Genomic DNA, 16536 nt, shown 5'->3' with positions numbered 1-16536 from the left:
CCTCGAGCGCCGGTTTGTCGGCGCAAGCTGTCATTGATTAGCCAAGTTGCAAGACGCGAGCCATAGACTGATCGTCTTCTTCGGCGGTCTTCATCATCTTGACGTGCAATTCGAATTGACGGGACAAGGCCAGTACCGAGGTCATTTCCTCGACCGCATTGACGTTGCTCGCCTGCAGAAAGCCGGACTCGACCTGAACGGTGGCGTCTGCGTCGGCAGGCCGGCCGGTCTTGGTGTGGATCAGGCCGTCAGGGCCCTTCTCCATGGTCTTCAGGTCAGGCCTGACCAGCTTGATGCGGTCAACCTGCGCCATCACCTGCGGACTCTCGCCCAGCGAACGAATGCTGATCGTGCCGTCGGCGCCGATCTCGATCTGCTGCTGAGGCGGCACGGCGATCGGACCGCCGTTGCCCATAACCGGCAAACCACTGCCGTCGCGCAACACGCCCAGGGCATCGATGTTCATGCCGGAACTGCGGGTATAGGCTTCACCGCCATCGGGCGTCTGCACGGCGATCCAGCCATCACCCTTGACGGCGATGTCCAGCTCGCGACCGGTCTGCACCATGGCACCGGCGGAAAAGTCGGTACCGGGACGCTCGCTCATGGCGTAGGCGCGCGATGGCATGACCTCGCCAAACACCGGCATCGAGCGGGCCTGTTCAAGGTCACGCATGAAACCGTTGGTTGAGACGTTTGCCAGGTTGTTGGCATGAGCCTTTTGCGCGATCGCGTTTTCGGATGCACCGCTCATTGCGACGTAAAGCAACTTGTCCACAGTCTTCCTCCTCCGACAGACGCTTGCCGCCTGTAGCTGTTCTGAAAGGGTTAAAGCAATTTTTGAACCAACTTGTCAGGCTCGATACAAATGCCTGATTAACCAGTAAAAACTGGTGTTCGCCGATGACCTGAGGACAGAGCGCCAGCCAATAGCGGCGGCGGACTGCCGCCTGCCGCTTGCCAGGCAGGAAACACCGCCAAAAAAACTTCATCGAACTGCGCTGACAACCGGATCGACAGTGATAATCTTGCCGACACCGCAACCCTGATCGGGAACCGTCATGCCTTTTCGTGCGTGCATCATCGGTATCGCGAGCGCGAGCCTGATGACCTTTGCCCTGCTCTCTCAGGCCGCTCCCGCCCACTATTACAAATGGCAGGGCGACAGCCGTATCGTCTGCGCCCAGGCCAGCCCGGGCCCAGGCTGGAAACGATTGAAAGGCCACTTCATCAAAGCCGACTGCTCGATGTAATCAGGTCGACTGAATCAGCGTCTGCATCAGCGTCACTTCGGTGGATATCGCCTTCGAGTTGGCCTGATAGGCTGTCTGGGCCTGGATCAGCGCAATCAGCTCATCGGCCAGCACGACGTTAGAACCCTCCAGCGCGCCACTGACGATGCTGCCCAGCGTACCGACGCCCGGCACATCATATTCAGCCACTCCGGAATCAGCGGTGGCGGTCCAGCGTGTATCACTACGCGGCTGCAAGCCATGCGGATTGGCGAAACTGGCGAGCATCACCTGACCGATAGACTTGGTCATGCCATTGGTAAACCCGGCACGCAGAATGCCGTCCCGGCCAACGTCGAGACTTTTCAGTTCGCCTGCCGAATGGCCATCCACGTAGGCAGCCGAGCGCGAACTGGTAGCGTTGTGCTGAAGCAGACGGGTGAAGTCGATGGTGATGCCGTCAGCGCTGCCAGCCGCCCCGTTGGATATCCAGCGCTCGCGCGCGGTGCCAGGATCAACCGCCATCACAGGCGACCAGCCAGTGAGTTTCAGCTGAGTGCCATTGCTGCTCAGGCCCGGACTGCCGGTCAACGACGCAACAGTGCCATGCGAATCGAAGACGATGTTCGCCGTCAGCGGCGTGGTGGAAGCGGAGTTCTGCGGGTTTCGATCATCGATCAGTGCGTGCATGCGCCAACTGTTGGTGCCGTCCTTCACGAAATACTGTTTCAGCTCATGAGTGTTGCCCTGACTGTCAAAGATCTGGTTACCGAACATCCTGCTGTAGGTGTTCAGGTCTGCGGGATTGAAGTCTGGAACCGGCCGATGCATGACCGTATCACCGGGATCGAGCAGACTGGCCCCGGCATCGTTCAACGGCAACGAAACAGCCCCGCCGTTCAGCGAGCCATTCGCCGCCCAAGCGCCATTGATCTGCGCGGCAGGCACCCATCCCTGCAAGGCAAATTCGGTATCCGAGACTTTGCTCAGGTGCTGATCATTGCCGCTGTACGACAGCGAGCCGTCAGGCTTGAGCTCAAGGCTTACCTGCAGCGGCGCTACGCTGTCGGGATCCACCGGATTGCGCCCGTCCACCAGCACATACATCGACCATTGATTGGCCTCGGTCTTGACGAAATACTGCTTGAGCTCATGATCGGCTGCGGGCACCGGAGTGATGCCCACATCCTGGATGGTCCGGGTGGCGACCCGTGTGTAGGTCGCGGGGTCGTCCGGGTCGAAGGTCGGCAAGCGAGCAAGCGAAGGCAGCGAGGCATCCAGATTGATAGTTTCAGCCACCGTGGTCGTAGCCCTGGCACCGACGTTGGACGTATCGATCTGCAAGTCCGTGCGGATACCACTGGCAATCTCGCCCTTATCGTTTGCGGCATAACCCTGCAAACGTCCGCCATCGCTGTCGACGACAAAGTTGGCAGCGTCTTTCAAAAATGCGCCGGCCCGCGTATAAGCCAGCGAACCCTGGTCACTGACCACGAAAAAGCCGTTGCCCTGAATACGCATATCCAGCGCATTGCCGGAACTGATCACGGTTTCACCCTGATTGAAATTCTGCTGCACCGAAGCAAGTCGTACACCATCCCCGACAGCGTGCTGCCCGGCCCCCAACTGTGCGGACGCATATAAAGCCGAAAACTGCGCACGGGATGACTTGAAACCCAGAGTGCCGACGTTGGCAATATTATTACCCGCCACTTCCAGTCGTTTATTGGCAGCATGAATACCGCTGATCGCTGTATTGAATGACATGAGGACTCCCTTGCCGCAAAGGCAATTCATAGAGGAGTTTTATTCTCACATCATCGTGCGTAGGAAGTTTCCAAGTAGGGTGCGGGAGTAATCCGTAACTTTCAGCACTAAAATATATAACAACGTACTGGGCAGGCAGGCATAAAAAAGCCCCTTTTACAGGGGCTTTTTCAATACAGTTCAAACAACGTTTGTTACGTCATCTGAATAGTGGTCTGCATGATGGTGCTTTGTGTGGAAATGGTCTTGGCGTTAGCCTGATAGTTGCTCTGCGCCTTGATCAGGTTAACTAGCTCCATGGTCAGGTCGACGTTGGATTCTTCCAGCGCCTGACCGGTGATGTAACCCAATGTACCCGACTGTGGAGCGCCGCTCACCGGTACGCCGGAAGCGAACGTTTCACGCCAGTTGGTGCCGCCGGCCTGCGCCAGGCCCTGCACGTTGGCAAAGCTGGTCAGCGAAGTCTGGCCGATGACCTGCGACTTGCCGTTGGTGTAGGTGGCGAACAGGTTGCCGCTCGAGTCGACGTTCATGCCGCTCAACTGGCCAGTGGCGTAACCATTCTGATCCTGCTTGAGCAGGCCCGATACCGAAGCGGTCTGGGTAGTGGACGACATGTCCAGCTTGATCGAAGCTGCGCCAGTAGCGCCGTTTGCTGCCCAAGTGGCCGTCGTGCCAGTACCGACCTGCACGCCAGGTACCCAGTTGTTCACGGCAAACGTACCGTCAGCATTGAACTTGATGTTGGCGCTGTCAGTAGGAACAGCGGCGCCGGCGGTGGTCACCAGGTTGCCCGAGGAATCGAATGTCAGATCATTCTTGTCCGGCGCGGTAGACGTCGGATCGGAAATGCTGCGCCCGTCCATCAGGGAATACATCGACCAGGTATTGGTGCCGGTCTTGACGAAATACTGATCCAGGGTGTGAGCATTACCCTGAGTGTCGTAAGTCGGGGTGCTGTACTTGTTGTTGTAACTCTTGGTGTCGGTCGCATCGAACGTCGCAACGGTCGGTAATGGCGTCGTCGAGTTCAAGTTGGCGGAGTTGGTGATCGTGCTCGTCGCCTTGGGGTCCAGGTTGGACGCGTTCACACGCAGATCGCTGAGCGCACCGGTCACGACAGAGCCATTGGCGTCAACGTTGTAACCCTGCAGCTTCATGTTGCTGCTATTGACGACGTAGCCTTCCTTGTCGGTGTGGAATGCACCGGCACGGGTGTACAGCTTCTCGCCGTTATTGCTCATCATGAAGAAACCGTCGCCATTAATGGCAAGGTCCAGACTGTTGGCTGTTCCGGTGGTCAGGCTGCCCTGGGAGAACTGCTGGGAAACCGCAGCGGTCCTCACGCCACTGCCGACGCTGGTATTGCCGGAAGTACCACGAATCGACTGAGCGTATTGATCAGCGAACTCGGCACGTGACGATTTGAAACCGGTTGTCGCGACGTTGGCAATGTTGTTGCCGGTAACGTCGAGACTTTTGTTTGCAGCATAGAGCCCACTAAGGCCGATATTGAAAGACATGTTTCACTCCTGCGCCGTAGCGGCTCTACAATCCGATAGTTTGAACTTTGGACAGGGCGACACTGCCGCTGGCCAGGTTAAGCGTTGTTTCTGCGCCATTGACACCCATCGTGACACTGTTGACCGTGGCGGGCAGGTAAGTTGAAAGCTGTGTGTTCTTGCCTTGGATCGAGCCTTCAGCTTTGAAGGTATAAGTTCCCGATGGCAACTGAGTACCGCTTGAGTCCGTACCGTCCCAGGCAAAGCTGGTGGTACCGGCTTTTTGCGTGCCCAGGTCAACACTGTCGACCAGATTCGATTGCGAGTCGTACACCTTGACGGTCGTTAGCGAGCTTTCGCCCGGCACTACGATCGACCCGGTCAGGCCTTTGGTCGTATCGACCGAGGTACTGCTCGCATCGATGATTACCGAGCGTCCGACCAGTGACGAGGCCTGCAAGGCCTGCGACGACTTGTAGCTGCTGGCGATCGTGTCAACGGTCGAGGTCAGATTCTGCATGCTTTCAAGGCTGCTGAACTGCGCCAGTTGCGCCACGAACTGCGTGTTGTCCTGCGGATCCAGAGGGTTCTGGTTCTTCATCTGCGTCACGAGCAACTGCAGAAAAGAGTCCTTGCCCAGCGTGCCGGTAGAATTCGTCGCGGTCGGCGTCGGATTCTGCAGCGTATTCAAAAATGTCGATGAAACGCTGTTTGCTGTGGTGCTATCAACGGCCATAACGTTCGCCTTCTATCACTGACCGAGGGTCAGAACCTTCTGCATCATGGATTTAGCGGTGTTCATGATTTCTGCGTTGGTCTGGAAAGACCGGCTGGCAGAAATCATGTCGGCCATTTCTTCCACGACATTGACGTTGGGGTAATAGACATACCCGTCCTTGTCAGCGGAAGGATGATTGGGCTCGTAACGTGCTTCCAGGTTCGAGCTGTCTTCGATGATGCCGTTGACCTGAACGCCCTGCCCGGCTTCGCCCTGGTCCTGAAACAAAGAACCACCGGTCGACTGCTGACCCTGCATCACGGTGGCGAACACCGGGTGACGGGCACGATAGGTCTGGTCCATGCTCGAAGACACGGTCTCGGCGTTGGCGATGTTACTGGCCGTGGTGTTCAGACGCGTGGTCTGGGCACTCATGGCGCTACCGGCAATGTTGAACACATTGGCTAGTGACATGAATTATTCTCCGCGAAGGGCTGCAACCAGCCCCTTGAACTTGCTGTTGAGCAATGTGAAGCTGGCCTGGAAGCCCATGGCGTTCTCGGTGTAGCTGGCCTGCTCGACCTGGGAATCAACGGTGTTCTGGTCCAGCGAAGGCTGCGACGGCGTGCGATACATCAGCGTCCCGTCGTCATTGCCCATGCCCTCGGCTTCGATATGGCGGCTGTTGGTCTTGTTCAGCGCGAAGTGACCGTTCTGGGCCTTGTCGGTTTCGGCAGCCAGCACCGAAGAAAACTCCAGATCACGAGCCTTGAAGTTCGGGGTGTCGGCGTTGGAAATGTTGTTGGCCAACACCTCTGCCCGCTGAGCCCGGAAGTTGAGGGCCTTTTCATGTATGCCTAGCGCTTTATCGAAGCTGATGCTCATTTCGGGAAACCTTTGCCGGTTGACCTGATTCTGTTGTTACTGACAAAGCAATCGGCGTGCCATGTTGTAAAAGTCAATGTTTGCAGGGCCCGCAGGCGGCGGCGAGGCGGCAATGCCAGAAAAGCGGCAAGGCATTTCCGCTGTGGAGGGGTAAAGCGGCAAGGTGGGTGCCGTTTTTTTGCCAGTATGGGGGCAGCGTTGGCGAATCTCGTATCTGCACTACAGGATTGTGGTGATGACCGATACACTCAGGCGCACAAGGATTGGGAATTGGAAAGGAGCTTCATCTTGGTCGACTCAATAGGCACTCACAACAACCCGGGCATTAACACCGCAAAAGCCGTGGCGTCCCCCATCACCTCACCCATCCCCGGCACCCCTTCTGCCACCTCAAACAAAACGCAGGACTCAGGCAAGCTTTCTTCTCTTTCTGTGCAACTCAGCGAAAGCGCGACGCGTGCGGCGTCAAGAGATGCGGGCCTTGACCGTAAAGCCTTGAGTGAAAAAAACAGCCAGTTGACAGAGCAACTGGTAGGAAGCAGTTACGACGCGAATAAAGCCAGGCACGATGCCGAAGTCCCCCAAAGCAGAGATCCTGATCGCCTGGAACGCGCAAAAAACGCGACTGAATTCGTTACTGGCAGTGGAAAGAACCCGTTTTCCGGCATGTCCCGAGACCAGCTTTCACTTATCGCCTATGACGAAAGCGGCGACTTTACAGTCAACGAGAAAAAGTCAGCCTGGCTGGAGTCCTATCGCCAGGAGAGGGCATGGCGCCAGCAAGTTGTAGCCGAAGGAAGCGCTGAATACAGTAGGACCGGCAAGCTGACTGACTTTTTCACATCGGTTCTCGATCACTATAAAGGGCTGCCAGCCATCGAGCAGTCGCAATACCCTTCCAGCTATGAAACCAAACTTCAGGGCTGGATTGATCAAGACTTCAACTACCTGACCAATACGGCTGAAGGCAAAAGTGACGCTCAAGATTTCATCGGCAAGCTTCTGACACGTAATGAAAGCTTATTTGGCGACAGTGCATCAGCTACCGACTCACCATCCACCGAATGAAAGTCCGGGCGGTTTTCGATAATCTCCGCCCGGACAACGCTTTCAATCAGAGACCCAGCTCACTCAAACCCGGGTGATCATCGGGTCGGCGCCCCAATGGCCAATGGTATTTGCGCTCGGACTCGGCGATCGGCAAATCGTTGATGCAGGCAAAACGTCGTTGCATGAGGCCGTTTGCTGCGAACTCCCAGTTTTCGTTGCCATAGGAACGGAACCAGTTGCCGGAGTCATCGTGCCATTCGTAGGCATAACGCACGGCGATGCGGTTATCCGTGAATGCCCAGAGTTCCTTGATCAGCCGGTAGTCCAGTTCCTTGCGCCACTTGCGTTCCAGAAAGGCCTGAGCCTCTGCGCGACCATTGACGAACTCGCTGCGGTTACGCCAGTAGGTATCTTCGGTGTAGGCCAGCGCGACTTTCGCCGCATCGCGCGAATTCCAGCCATCCTCGGCGCCACGGACTTTCTGGACTGCAGTCTCCAGGGTGAAGGGTGGCAATGGCGGTCTTCCTTTATCACTCATCTCGGCGTCCTCAGAACGGTTTGTAGGGCAGGAATTTTCCATCGAGGGTGATCACGGCTCGCTCGCCCCCTTCCGGATCGTCGACTTTCTTGATGTCGAGCTTGAAGTTGATTGCGCTGATGATGCCGTCGCCGAACTGCTCGTGCACCAGTGCTTTCAGCGTTGTGCCGTAGACCTGAACCATTTCATGGAAGCGGTAGACGGTCGGGTCACTGGAGACGTCTTCGACATTGCCGCGCAACGGGATGGTTTGCAGTTCGGCGACCGCGTCCCGGTCCAGCCCGAGACGCTCGGCGACCACCTCGGCCACCGCTTCCGGCAAAGGGTGCTGACCAAGCAACGCAGCGGTGACATACACCACGCTCAACCCCGTACCTTCTGCGAGCCCTGCCCAGGTCAGGTTCTTTGCAGTCTTGGCCTGCAGCACACGTTCAGTCAGATGCTGGCGCAGCGCTCTGGAAATATTGCTGTGCGGCATAGGTAACCCTCCGGAATGAATTCACGTCAATCACAGCATCGACGACTATCACCATAAGATCCAAGACTGATTTATGATCATCGCCATAATCCTGACTTATGGTGATGCTGTGCTGTTACGCCATATACGTTATTTGCTGGCAGTCGCCGACCATGGCAATTTCACCCGGGCAGCCGAGGCCCTGCATGTCTCGCAACCGGCGCTGTCGCAGCAGATCAGGCAGCTGGAAAGCAGTCTGGGTGTGCAACTGTTCGACCGCACCCGCCGCAGTGTCGTGCCGACCGATGCCGGCCGCGTTTATCTGGACCACGCGCGTCGCTGCCTGCTTGAGCTGGAGGCAGGGAAGCGTGCGCTCGACGATGTCAGCGATCTGTCACGCGGACAATTGCGCCTCGGCGTCACGCCCACCTTCAGTGAATACCTGATAGCACCACTGATCGACCGCTTCAGCGCGCTGTATCCTGGAGTGGCAATTATCCTCACAGAGCTGCCTCTGGAGCAGATTACCGAGGCATTGATCAGTGACGCGCTTGATCTGGCCATCGGTTTTGCCGGCAGTCATGCTGTCGAGATAGACAGCCAGGCTCTGTTCGATGAACAACTGTGCCTGGTCATGGCCAAGCCTGGCCCCGAAAAGCAGGCCGCATTGACACTTGAGGACCTGCAAACACTTCGCTTTGCCTTGCTCGCCCCCGGATTCGCCACTCGCCAGTTGCTGGATGCCTGGTGCCAGATGCACAACTTCAAGCCGACGGTCGGCCTTGAGGCGAACTCGATTGCCATTTTGCTCAAGGTCGTCGCCCAGGGTCGCATGGTGACCATTCTTCCCGATGCCATCGTTCGCGAGCAGCCTGGATTGCGCGAAGTTCAGACCATCCCTGCCCTGCCTGGGCGGACGGTTGCGCTGCTGCGGCGTAAAAACGGCTACCAGAGCGCTGCCGCCAACGCTTTTGCAAAACTGGTGAGCGGCAGCAGTACGCAAACATGAAACCGATGGGCAGACGATCAGAGCTGTTTTCGGCCGCGCACAAAAAAAGAGACCCGAAGATCTCTTTTTTCATGACAGGCAACTGACAGATCGTCACTTGGCCTTATAGATGATCCCGGGGCTGCACTGAACCATCTGGTAGTGATCCGGCAAACCATTGAGCGCTTCGGAAGCCCCCAGAAACAGATAGCCGCCTGGCTTGAGCGTGCCGTGGATACGCAGCAGGATGTCTTTCTTCACTTCGGCCGAGAAGTAGATCAATACGTTACGGCAGAAAACGATGTCGAACTTGCCCAGCGAGGCGTAGCTGTCGAGCAGGTTGAACGAGCGGAACTCCACACGACTCTTGATCGGCGCCTTGACCACCCAGCGGCCCGGGCTTTTTACATCAAAAAAGCGCTGCAGACGATCCGGCGACAGGCCGCGGCCGATGGCCAGACTGTCGTATTCGCCGGTCTTGCAGTTATTGAGCATCAAGCCCGACAGATCGGTTGCGACGATCTGCACACCCGATTTGAGCTGCCCCTGATTGGCTCGCTCGAACTCATCGATGGACATCGACAGCGAATACGGTTCCTGACCCGACGAACAGGCGGCCGACCAGATGCGCAGTCGCTGACCAGGGCTTGCCTTGATCTGCTCGGGCAGCACCTTGTTCTTCAGCACTTCGAATGGATAAGTATCGCGAAACCACAGGGTTTCGTTGGTGGTCATCGCATCGACCACCTGCTCGCGCAAACCACTGCGCGGCTGGGTCTGAATGCGCTGGACCAACTCGCCAAGCGACTTGATGCTTTGCTGCTCCATCAATTTGTTGAGGCGGCTGGACACCAGGTACTGCTTGTTTTCCCCAAGCAGGATGCCACAGGCTTTTTCCAGAAATACCCGGAACTGATCAAAATCCAAATTACCCGTAGACAAAGTGCCGCCTCTCAAATCATGTGAATCACCGGGGACGACGCCCCCGGCTGGTTATTCTGCTGCCTTGATCCGCGCAACGACCCTGGCCGCCAGATCATCAGGCCTGAATTTCGCGAGAAAATCATCCGCGCCGACTTTCTTGACCATCGCCTGGTTGAATACCCCTGACAGCGAGGTATGCAAAGTGATGTGCATCTTCTGCATGCGTGGATCATTACGTATTGCTGCGGTAAGGGTATAGCCATCCATCTCCGGCATTTCAATGTCGGAGATCATCATCAGGAACTCTTCTTCAGGTTTTTTGCCTTCTGCGACCATCTTGAGCAGGTAATCCAGCGCCTGACGACCATCGTTGAGCGCTACCACTTCCACCCCGACGGTTTCCAGGCAGCGGCTCACCTGCTTGCGGGCCACCGACGAGTCGTCGACCGTCAGCACGCGCAGGGAGACAGCCTTGTGCTGAACCTCGGCGTCAATGACACCGACCGAAATTTCTTCGGACACTGGCGCAACTTCGGCGAGAATTTTCTCGACGTCGATGATTTCCACCAGCTGGTTATCAACCCGGGTAACGGCGGTCAGGTAATGATCGCGCCCGGTGCCCTTGGGTGGTGGATGAATCTCTTCCCAGTTCATGTTGACGATGCGTTCGACAGAATGCACCAGAAAGCCCTGAACCTTGGTGTTGTACTCGGTAATGATGACGAAGGAATTAACCAGCGAAATCATGCCTGTGGAACCTGTCGCCATTGCCAGATCCATGATCGGGATCGTGCCGCCACGAATATTGGCCACGCCCCGAACGATCTTGCTCGATTTGGGCATGATGGTGAGTTTCGGGCATTGCAGTACTTCTTTTACCTTGAAGACGTTGATCCCATAGAGCTGCTTGCCGTCGAGACGGAACAAGAGCAGCTCCAGGCGATTCTGACCGACCAGCTGAGTTCGCTGGTTTACCGAATCCATTACACCTGCCATGCCGAACCCCCTTACAAAATGACCGCCGCCCAGACACCAGATCAACAAGCGGCACGGGCTTTGCTATTTATTACTTCATGAACGCAAAGACGACAATTTCTCGACACCTCGCATTAGAAACCCGCAGGCTTCTGTGCGCAATCGCCCTGCTGTGCCTTTCCAGCACGGTGACCCTCGCTCGTGCCGAGAATTTCACACTGCCTGAGCAGCTTATCGGCGTCACCCAAGGGTTTCTTGAGTTCACAGTAGAAGACTATTTGGCAACCAACCAGATTGACGGGCGTCATGAGATACAGGTCAAGCAACTTGACCCGCGTTTAAGGATGGGTGCCTGCGACAAGGATTTGACAGCCACACTGGAAAGTCCGCGCCCGGTTGGCCGGGTCACCGTGCGGGTGCGCTGCGAAGGTTCTTCACCCTGGACGGTGTTTGTACCCGCCCAGGTGCTGCTGTATCGCAACGTCGTGACCGTGATGCGCCCGCTCAAGCGTGACGCGATCGTCACCGAAGAAGACGTTGCGATGCGCGAGCGGGATGTCAGCAGCCTGGGTCAGGGTTTCCTGGCATCGCTGGATCAGGCAGTCGGTCAGAAGGTTGTCCGACAGATGGTCATCGATCAGGTCATCACCCCGGTGGCGCTTGAGCAGCCACAAATGGTTCACAAGGGCGATCAGGTTGTGATCATCGCCCGCAGCGGCTCGCTGGCGGTTCGCATGCCCGGCGAAGCGATGTCCGATGGAGGCTTCAACGAACAGATACGGGTGAAAAACCTCAATTCCCAGCGGGTGATCAAGGCAAGTGTCACCGGCCCAGGGCAGGTGGAAGTCGCTATGTAGTGCATTGATGGTGGCGCGAAGGGTGTGTTTTTTTTAGACTGCGGGGAATGCCCGACGGCAAATGTCGTCTATTGGGAAGCTTTCTCACAATCAGCCTAAAGTTTGATAGGGGTTGGCCGAAAACAAGGCAAGCGTCCAAACACCCAGAGGTTTTTTCAATCATGGTCATAGATTTCAGTCGCCTTAACAACTCACAGTCTGTTGCCGGTGCTTCCCGTACCAGCCCCGGTAAAGACACCGCCAAAACCGCTGCCCCAGACCCTGCCGTCACCGCAGGCGTCAAAAGCACCGGGGAAACTTTTTCCTTGAGCAGTGAGGCTCAACAGTTGCAGAAAATCACGGACAAGCTGACCGATCTGCCAACCGTCAACAGTGCTCGCGTTGCCGAGCTCAAACAGGCCATCGCCGACGGTAGCTACACAGTGGACAGCAACCGTGTCGCCAGCAAACTGTTGAATTTCGAAACCCAACGCTAAGCTCAGGCTGGCGCTGGATATTCTGGACGCTTAAAAACCAGAGCATGCGATGCAAGACACTACTTTGCTGCAGATGATCACTGACGACATGGTCTCGGCCCGACAGCTTCTTGAGCTGTTGCAGGCCGAATCATTGATTCTTCACGGCCGCGACATGGGCGAGATGGAGCAGGTGCTGGCGCAGAAACAGGCGCTGGTCATTCTTCTCGATCAGCATGGTCGCAAGCGTAGTCAGGTGCTTGCGGGCATGGGGCTGCCAGCCAATCGCAGTGGTCTCCAGCAACTGGCCAGCCAGTCGGATATCGGTGAGCAATTGCTGCTGGCTGCCGACGAACTGAATACGTTGATCAATGAATGCCAGACGCTCAACGAGCGCAATGGTAGTCTGATCCAGATGCAGCAGGTCAGTACCGCTCACCAGCTTCGCATCTTGAACGGTGGCGATACGCCTACACTCTATGACAGCCGCGGGTCGACTGCACTTAGAGCAAAACCACGCCCTCTGAGTCAGGCGTAACTTCCTGTATCAAGGTTTCGTGCATGGTGGCAGAATGCCTGATGTTGCGTTGCCGTAGTATTTTGCCTGGAGATTCAAGAACGTGAATGGCTCAAGCGCGGACGATGCTCCGCAGCCCCCGAAGGTTCTCAATACACCTTTGGAAATTGCCGCTAACCTGCGGCTGCTACTCGAGAGTCATGATCCTCTGATCATTACCTTTCATGAGCGCCCCCAGCGCTTTCAGAGCTATATGCTTGAAGTCGACCGCGACAACAACGTCATGGCCCTCGACGAAATGATCCCCCGCGATGGCGAACGCTTTCTGAGCAACGGCGAATCCTTCCGTGTCGAAGGCTTTCACGACGGCGTGCGGATTGCCTGGGAAAGTACTGCGCAAATGGACATCCTCAGCACCGACGGTCAACGCATGTACCGCGGCCCGATGCCTGAGGAAGTGGTTTATCACCAGCGCCGCAACGCATTCCGGGCCGCGCTGAAGCTGGCGCAACTGGTCGACGTCGAAATCGGCGGTGACCGCCTGAAATTTACGCTGGCCGGCAAGCTGCTGGATATTTCTGCTACCGGTTGCAAGTTGCGCTTCGAGGGCGACGTGTCCGATCGCATGCAATTGGGCCAGGTATACGAACGCTTCGTTGCCAAGCTGCCTTTCGGCGCCATGACAGCGCCTGTCGAGTTACGCCATCTGCATTTCGAAGAAAGAATCAACACTACCTTTGCCGGCGTGCGCTTCCACAACATGAGTGGGCTGGTGCAGCGTCAGGTCGAACGTTTCGTCTATCAGTTACAGCGCGAAGCACGACGCTTCGACAAAGACGACGACTTCTGACACTCATCTGAATCGCCCAACGATTGCGGCATTGCTGCCGCAATCGTGCACTGCCCTGCGCTACTCGTCAGGCCTTCCAGGTCTCGCTTTCACGCTCGCGTTCATGCTCATCGGCTTCAGCCGTTTCCGCCTCGGCAGCCGGCTCGGCCTGAACCAGAACCTCGCTTTCCGTATCGACCTCTGCTTCGGACGCGACCTCGGAATCCGGCTCCGGCTCTGGCTCAACGGTTGCCTGCATCTGTTCCTGAACCACCTGCTCGTCGACACGCGGGTCAAGTGCAACCACCAGTGGCGAACTGGACATACTGTCCGGCATCGCAACGTGGTGCAGCGGTGCGTTTTCGACCTGGTGCAGGTGAGTGACCGCCTTTGGCCTGATCAGCAGTACCAGAATCACACCAGCGCCACACACGAACGCATACAGCATGTGCCCGCCAAACAGCTTCATCACCACACCCGCAGCCAGCGGACCGATACTGGCGCCGATGCCGTAGGTCATGAGCAACATGGCCGTCAGCGACACTCGGCGCTCGGCCTCGACGTGGTCATTGGCGAAGGCCACTGCCAGCGGATAAAGGCAGAACTGCATCAGCGAAGCCAGAAAACCGACACCGAACAGCACCTCGACCGGCACGCTGGGGAACACCGCCAGCGGTAACGACGCCACCACCAACGCGGCGGCAAAGATACGCATCAGTACGGAGCGGTCATAGCGGTCGGACAGCAGGCCCAACGGCCACTGCACCAGAAAACCGGCCAGAATGCAGCAGCCCATGAACAGACCGACCTGCTCGGTGGACAGACCCTGCTCGGCGGCGTAGACCGGTGCCAGACCATAGAACGAACCGATGATCAGACCGGCGCCCAGTACCGCCGTCAGCGACTGCGGCACACGCTTCATGAAGAAGCGCGGCTCCAGTGGCGCCGGATGCAGCGGTGCCGGGTGAATCGCCCGGGTCATGGCGACGGGCACCAGACACAGAGCGAAACACATCGCCACCAGCATCAGCAGCTCAGGCCCCAGTTGCGGGTGAACCACCAGCACCAACTGACCCAGCACCAACCCCAGGTAGGACGCAATCATGTAGCCGCTGAAGACCATGCCGCGCTGTTTGGCAGCCGCCTGCTCGTTCAGCCAGCTCTCGATGACCATGTATTGGCACATCATACCCAGACCGACGATCACCCTCAGCACCAGCCAGGCTGGCAACCAGCTGATCAGGCCATGCCCGAGCACTGCCGCACCGACGATGCCGGCACAAGTGGCGTAGGCGCGAATATGCCCGACACGGCCGATCAGGCGGTGACCGATCTTGCCGCCCAGTACCAGACCGAAATAGTTGGCAGCCATCAACGCACCCACCCACAGGCTGTCAACCTGATCGGCGGCCAGGCGCAGGGCCAGATAAGTGCTCAGCAGACCCGAGCCGATCAACATCATCAACGAGGCAAAATAAAGCGCTCGAAAGGACTTCCAGATTTGGCGCATCAACTTTCCAAAAATAGGGAGTCGCCCGACTGGGCGAGCCCGACACTGCGATTCTTAAACCTGAGCAGCCAGCACGCGCCGTTCCCAGGGGGTTATCTCGTCAAAAAAACTGGTCAGTTCCAGGGTCTTCGACGCGATGTAGCCTTCGATGAATTCATGACCAAACAGTTCCTTGGCCAACTGACTGCTTTTCAGACGCTCCAGAGCAGCGTGCAAGGTACACGGCAATAACAATTCTTCCGGCACCTCCAGTTCGCCCTGCAGCGGCGGCGTCGGTTGCAGTCGTTGCTCGATGCCATGCAGCCCGGCCGCCAGACTTGCGGCAATAGCCAGATAAGGATTGGCGTCAGCGCCCGGCAGACGATTTTCCACCCTTCTGGCCGCCGCTGCACTCGACGGAATGCGTAATCCGGCAGCACGATTGTCGTAGGACCAGCAGGCGTTATTGGGTGACGCATAAGGATGGCACAGGCGCTGGTAGGAATTCACATTGGGCGCGAACAGCGCGGTGAAGTCCGCCATGCAGGCTTGCTGGCCAGCAATAAAATGACGAAACGCGTCTGTCGGCTCACCCTGCGCATCACTGAAGACGTTCACTGCGGTCTCTGCTGCCACCACGCTCTGATGAATATGCATCGAACTGCCCGCCGTATGGGCCAGCGGTTTGGCCATGCACACCACGATGAGCCCGTGCTTGAGCGCAACCTCCTTGAGCAAGTGCTTGAACAGAAAAGTCTGATCGGCCAGCAGCAGCGGATCGCCATGCAGCAGGTTGATCTCGAACTGGCTGACCCCCATCTCGTGCATCACGGTGTCACGCGGCAGGCCCAGCGCGGCCATACAGGCATACACCTCGGCAAAAAAAGGCCGCAAGCCGTTGTTGGAGCTGACACTGAATGCCGAGTGCCCCTGTTCGCATCGCCCGTCCAGCCCTGTCGGTGGCTCAAACGGATAAAGCGGCTCAGGATTGGGCGCAAAAACAAAAAACTCGAGTTCGGTGGCCACCACTGGCACCAGGTCCTGCGCAGCGTAACGGGCGATAACCGCCTTGAGCTGATTACGGGTGGAGAGCATGCAGGGCTGGCCATCGAGGTCATGCGCATCACAAATGGCCAGGGCACGCGGCGACGTGCTCCAGGGCAGACGGTGGAGCTGCTGTGGATCACTGATCAGCGCCAGATCGCCGTCATCACTGCCGTAAAAGCGCGCCGGCGGATAGCCGCCCATGATGCATTGCAGCAACACGCCGCGCGCCAGCTGCAAACGGCGGCCTTCGAGAAAACCTTCAGCCGTCATCACCTTGCCGCGCGGCACACCGTTCAAATCCGGGGT

At 57.4% G+C, this 16536-nt stretch carries 19 protein-coding genes; 7 read left to right on the top strand and 12 right to left on the bottom strand.

Annotated elements, in window-relative coordinates; all coding sequences use genetic code 11:
• Window positions 1-37: 37 nt before the first annotated feature.
• Window positions 38-778, bottom strand: a complete 741-nt coding sequence (locus JOE29_RS07665) for a flagellar basal body rod protein FlgF (RefSeq protein WP_003316785.1) — start codon at window positions 776-778, stop codon at window positions 38-40.
• Between the two features lie 283 nt (window positions 779-1061).
• Here JOE29_RS07665 and JOE29_RS07660 point away from each other — a divergent pair, with 283 nt between their 5' ends.
• Window positions 1062-1253 carry a hypothetical protein gene (locus JOE29_RS07660; RefSeq protein ID WP_003316783.1) on the top strand — a complete coding sequence of 64 codons (192 nt, stop codon included), beginning with the start codon at window positions 1062-1064 and terminating at the stop codon, window positions 1251-1253.
• Here the strand turns inward: JOE29_RS07660 and JOE29_RS07655 are convergent, their stop codons facing one another.
• From JOE29_RS07655 to flgB, 5 genes are all read right to left on the bottom strand, one after another.
• Entirely contained in the window at window positions 1254-2999 is a 1746-nt protein-coding gene (locus JOE29_RS07655) for a flagellar hook-basal body complex protein (RefSeq protein WP_210079284.1), read from the bottom strand.
• Between the two features lie 194 nt (window positions 3000-3193).
• The gene (gene flgE / locus JOE29_RS07650) at window positions 3194-4522 is read right to left on the bottom strand and encodes a flagellar hook protein FlgE (protein ID WP_004416968.1); all 1329 of its coding nucleotides are present in this window, start codon (window positions 4520-4522) and stop codon (window positions 3194-3196) included.
• A 25-nt stretch (window positions 4523-4547) separates the two neighbouring features.
• A complete protein-coding gene (locus JOE29_RS07645) occupies window positions 4548-5237 on the bottom strand; it encodes a flagellar hook assembly protein FlgD (protein WP_103694375.1) in 690 nt (229 codons plus the stop codon).
• 15 nt (window positions 5238-5252) lie between these two features.
• Entirely contained in the window at window positions 5253-5693 is a 441-nt protein-coding gene (flgC, locus tag JOE29_RS07640; protein ID WP_002554316.1) for a flagellar basal body rod protein FlgC, read from the bottom strand.
• 3 nt (window positions 5694-5696) lie between these two features.
• Window positions 5697-6104: a flagellar basal body rod protein FlgB gene (flgB, locus tag JOE29_RS07635; protein WP_003316778.1), complete on the bottom strand. Its 408-nt coding sequence runs from the start codon at window positions 6102-6104 to the stop codon at window positions 5697-5699.
• Between the two features lie 288 nt (window positions 6105-6392).
• Here flgB and JOE29_RS07630 point away from each other — a divergent pair, with 288 nt between their 5' ends.
• Window positions 6393-7172 carry a hypothetical protein gene (locus JOE29_RS07630; protein ID WP_245226668.1) on the top strand — a complete coding sequence of 260 codons (780 nt, stop codon included), beginning with the start codon at window positions 6393-6395 and terminating at the stop codon, window positions 7170-7172.
• 46 nt (window positions 7173-7218) lie between these two features.
• Here the strand turns inward: JOE29_RS07630 and JOE29_RS07625 are convergent, their stop codons facing one another.
• Window positions 7219-7692, bottom strand: coding sequence for a nuclear transport factor 2 family protein (locus JOE29_RS07625; protein WP_004416966.1), 474 nt, complete (start codon window positions 7690-7692; stop codon window positions 7219-7221).
• 10 nt (window positions 7693-7702) lie between these two features.
• The gene (cynS, locus tag JOE29_RS07620) at window positions 7703-8170 is read right to left on the bottom strand and encodes a cyanase (protein ID WP_210079282.1); all 468 of its coding nucleotides are present in this window, start codon (window positions 8168-8170) and stop codon (window positions 7703-7705) included.
• A 73-nt stretch (window positions 8171-8243) separates the two neighbouring features.
• Here cynS and cynR point away from each other — a divergent pair, with 73 nt between their 5' ends.
• On the top strand, window positions 8244-9158 hold the full coding sequence (gene cynR, locus JOE29_RS07615) for a transcriptional regulator CynR (protein ID WP_183132320.1): 915 nt from the start codon (window positions 8244-8246) through the stop codon (window positions 9156-9158).
• A gap of 93 nt (window positions 9159-9251) precedes the next feature.
• Here cynR and cheR read toward each other — a convergent pair whose 3' ends face one another.
• Window positions 9252-10079, bottom strand: coding sequence for a protein-glutamate O-methyltransferase CheR (gene cheR, locus JOE29_RS07610; RefSeq protein ID WP_003347319.1), 828 nt, complete (start codon window positions 10077-10079; stop codon window positions 9252-9254).
• Window positions 10080-10130: 51 nt separating this feature from the next.
• On the bottom strand, window positions 10131-11057 hold the full coding sequence (locus JOE29_RS07605) for a chemotaxis protein CheV (protein ID WP_003316772.1): 927 nt from the start codon (window positions 11055-11057) through the stop codon (window positions 10131-10133).
• A 77-nt stretch (window positions 11058-11134) separates the two neighbouring features.
• Here JOE29_RS07605 and flgA point away from each other — a divergent pair, with 77 nt between their 5' ends.
• The 4 genes from flgA (at window position 11135) to JOE29_RS07585 (ending at window position 13715) form a co-directional block, all read left to right on the top strand.
• Window positions 11135-11893: a flagellar basal body P-ring formation chaperone FlgA gene (gene flgA, locus JOE29_RS07600; RefSeq protein WP_003417867.1), complete on the top strand. Its 759-nt coding sequence runs from the start codon at window positions 11135-11137 to the stop codon at window positions 11891-11893.
• Window positions 11894-12054: 161 nt separating this feature from the next.
• Window positions 12055-12369, top strand: coding sequence for a flagellar biosynthesis anti-sigma factor FlgM (gene flgM, locus JOE29_RS07595; RefSeq protein WP_044313316.1), 315 nt, complete (start codon window positions 12055-12057; stop codon window positions 12367-12369).
• A gap of 49 nt (window positions 12370-12418) precedes the next feature.
• Entirely contained in the window at window positions 12419-12886 is a 468-nt protein-coding gene (locus JOE29_RS07590; RefSeq protein ID WP_003316769.1) for a flagellar protein FlgN, read from the top strand.
• An 82-nt stretch (window positions 12887-12968) separates the two neighbouring features.
• Window positions 12969-13715 (top strand): flagellar brake protein, encoded by a 747-nt coding sequence (locus JOE29_RS07585; RefSeq protein ID WP_003316768.1) that lies wholly within the window; start codon window positions 12969-12971, stop codon window positions 13713-13715.
• Window positions 13716-13782: 67 nt separating this feature from the next.
• Here the strand turns inward: JOE29_RS07585 and JOE29_RS07580 are convergent, their stop codons facing one another.
• Window positions 13783-15204 (bottom strand): MFS transporter, encoded by a 1422-nt coding sequence (locus tag JOE29_RS07580; protein ID WP_210079270.1) that lies wholly within the window; start codon window positions 15202-15204, stop codon window positions 13783-13785.
• Between the two features lie 54 nt (window positions 15205-15258).
• Window positions 15259-16500 carry a glutamine synthetase family protein gene (locus tag JOE29_RS07575; RefSeq protein ID WP_161806260.1) on the bottom strand — a complete coding sequence of 414 codons (1242 nt, stop codon included), beginning with the start codon at window positions 16498-16500 and terminating at the stop codon, window positions 15259-15261.
• Window positions 16501-16536: the final 36 nt, after the last annotated feature.

This window comes from Pseudomonas sp. PvP009 (assembly GCF_017832995.1).
In the GTDB taxonomy this organism is placed as follows: Bacteria; Pseudomonadota; Gammaproteobacteria; order Pseudomonadales; family Pseudomonadaceae; genus Aquipseudomonas; species Aquipseudomonas syringae.
The sequence above is the reverse complement of the archived record's forward strand: the minus strand, read 5'-3'. Positions and strand labels throughout refer to the sequence as shown.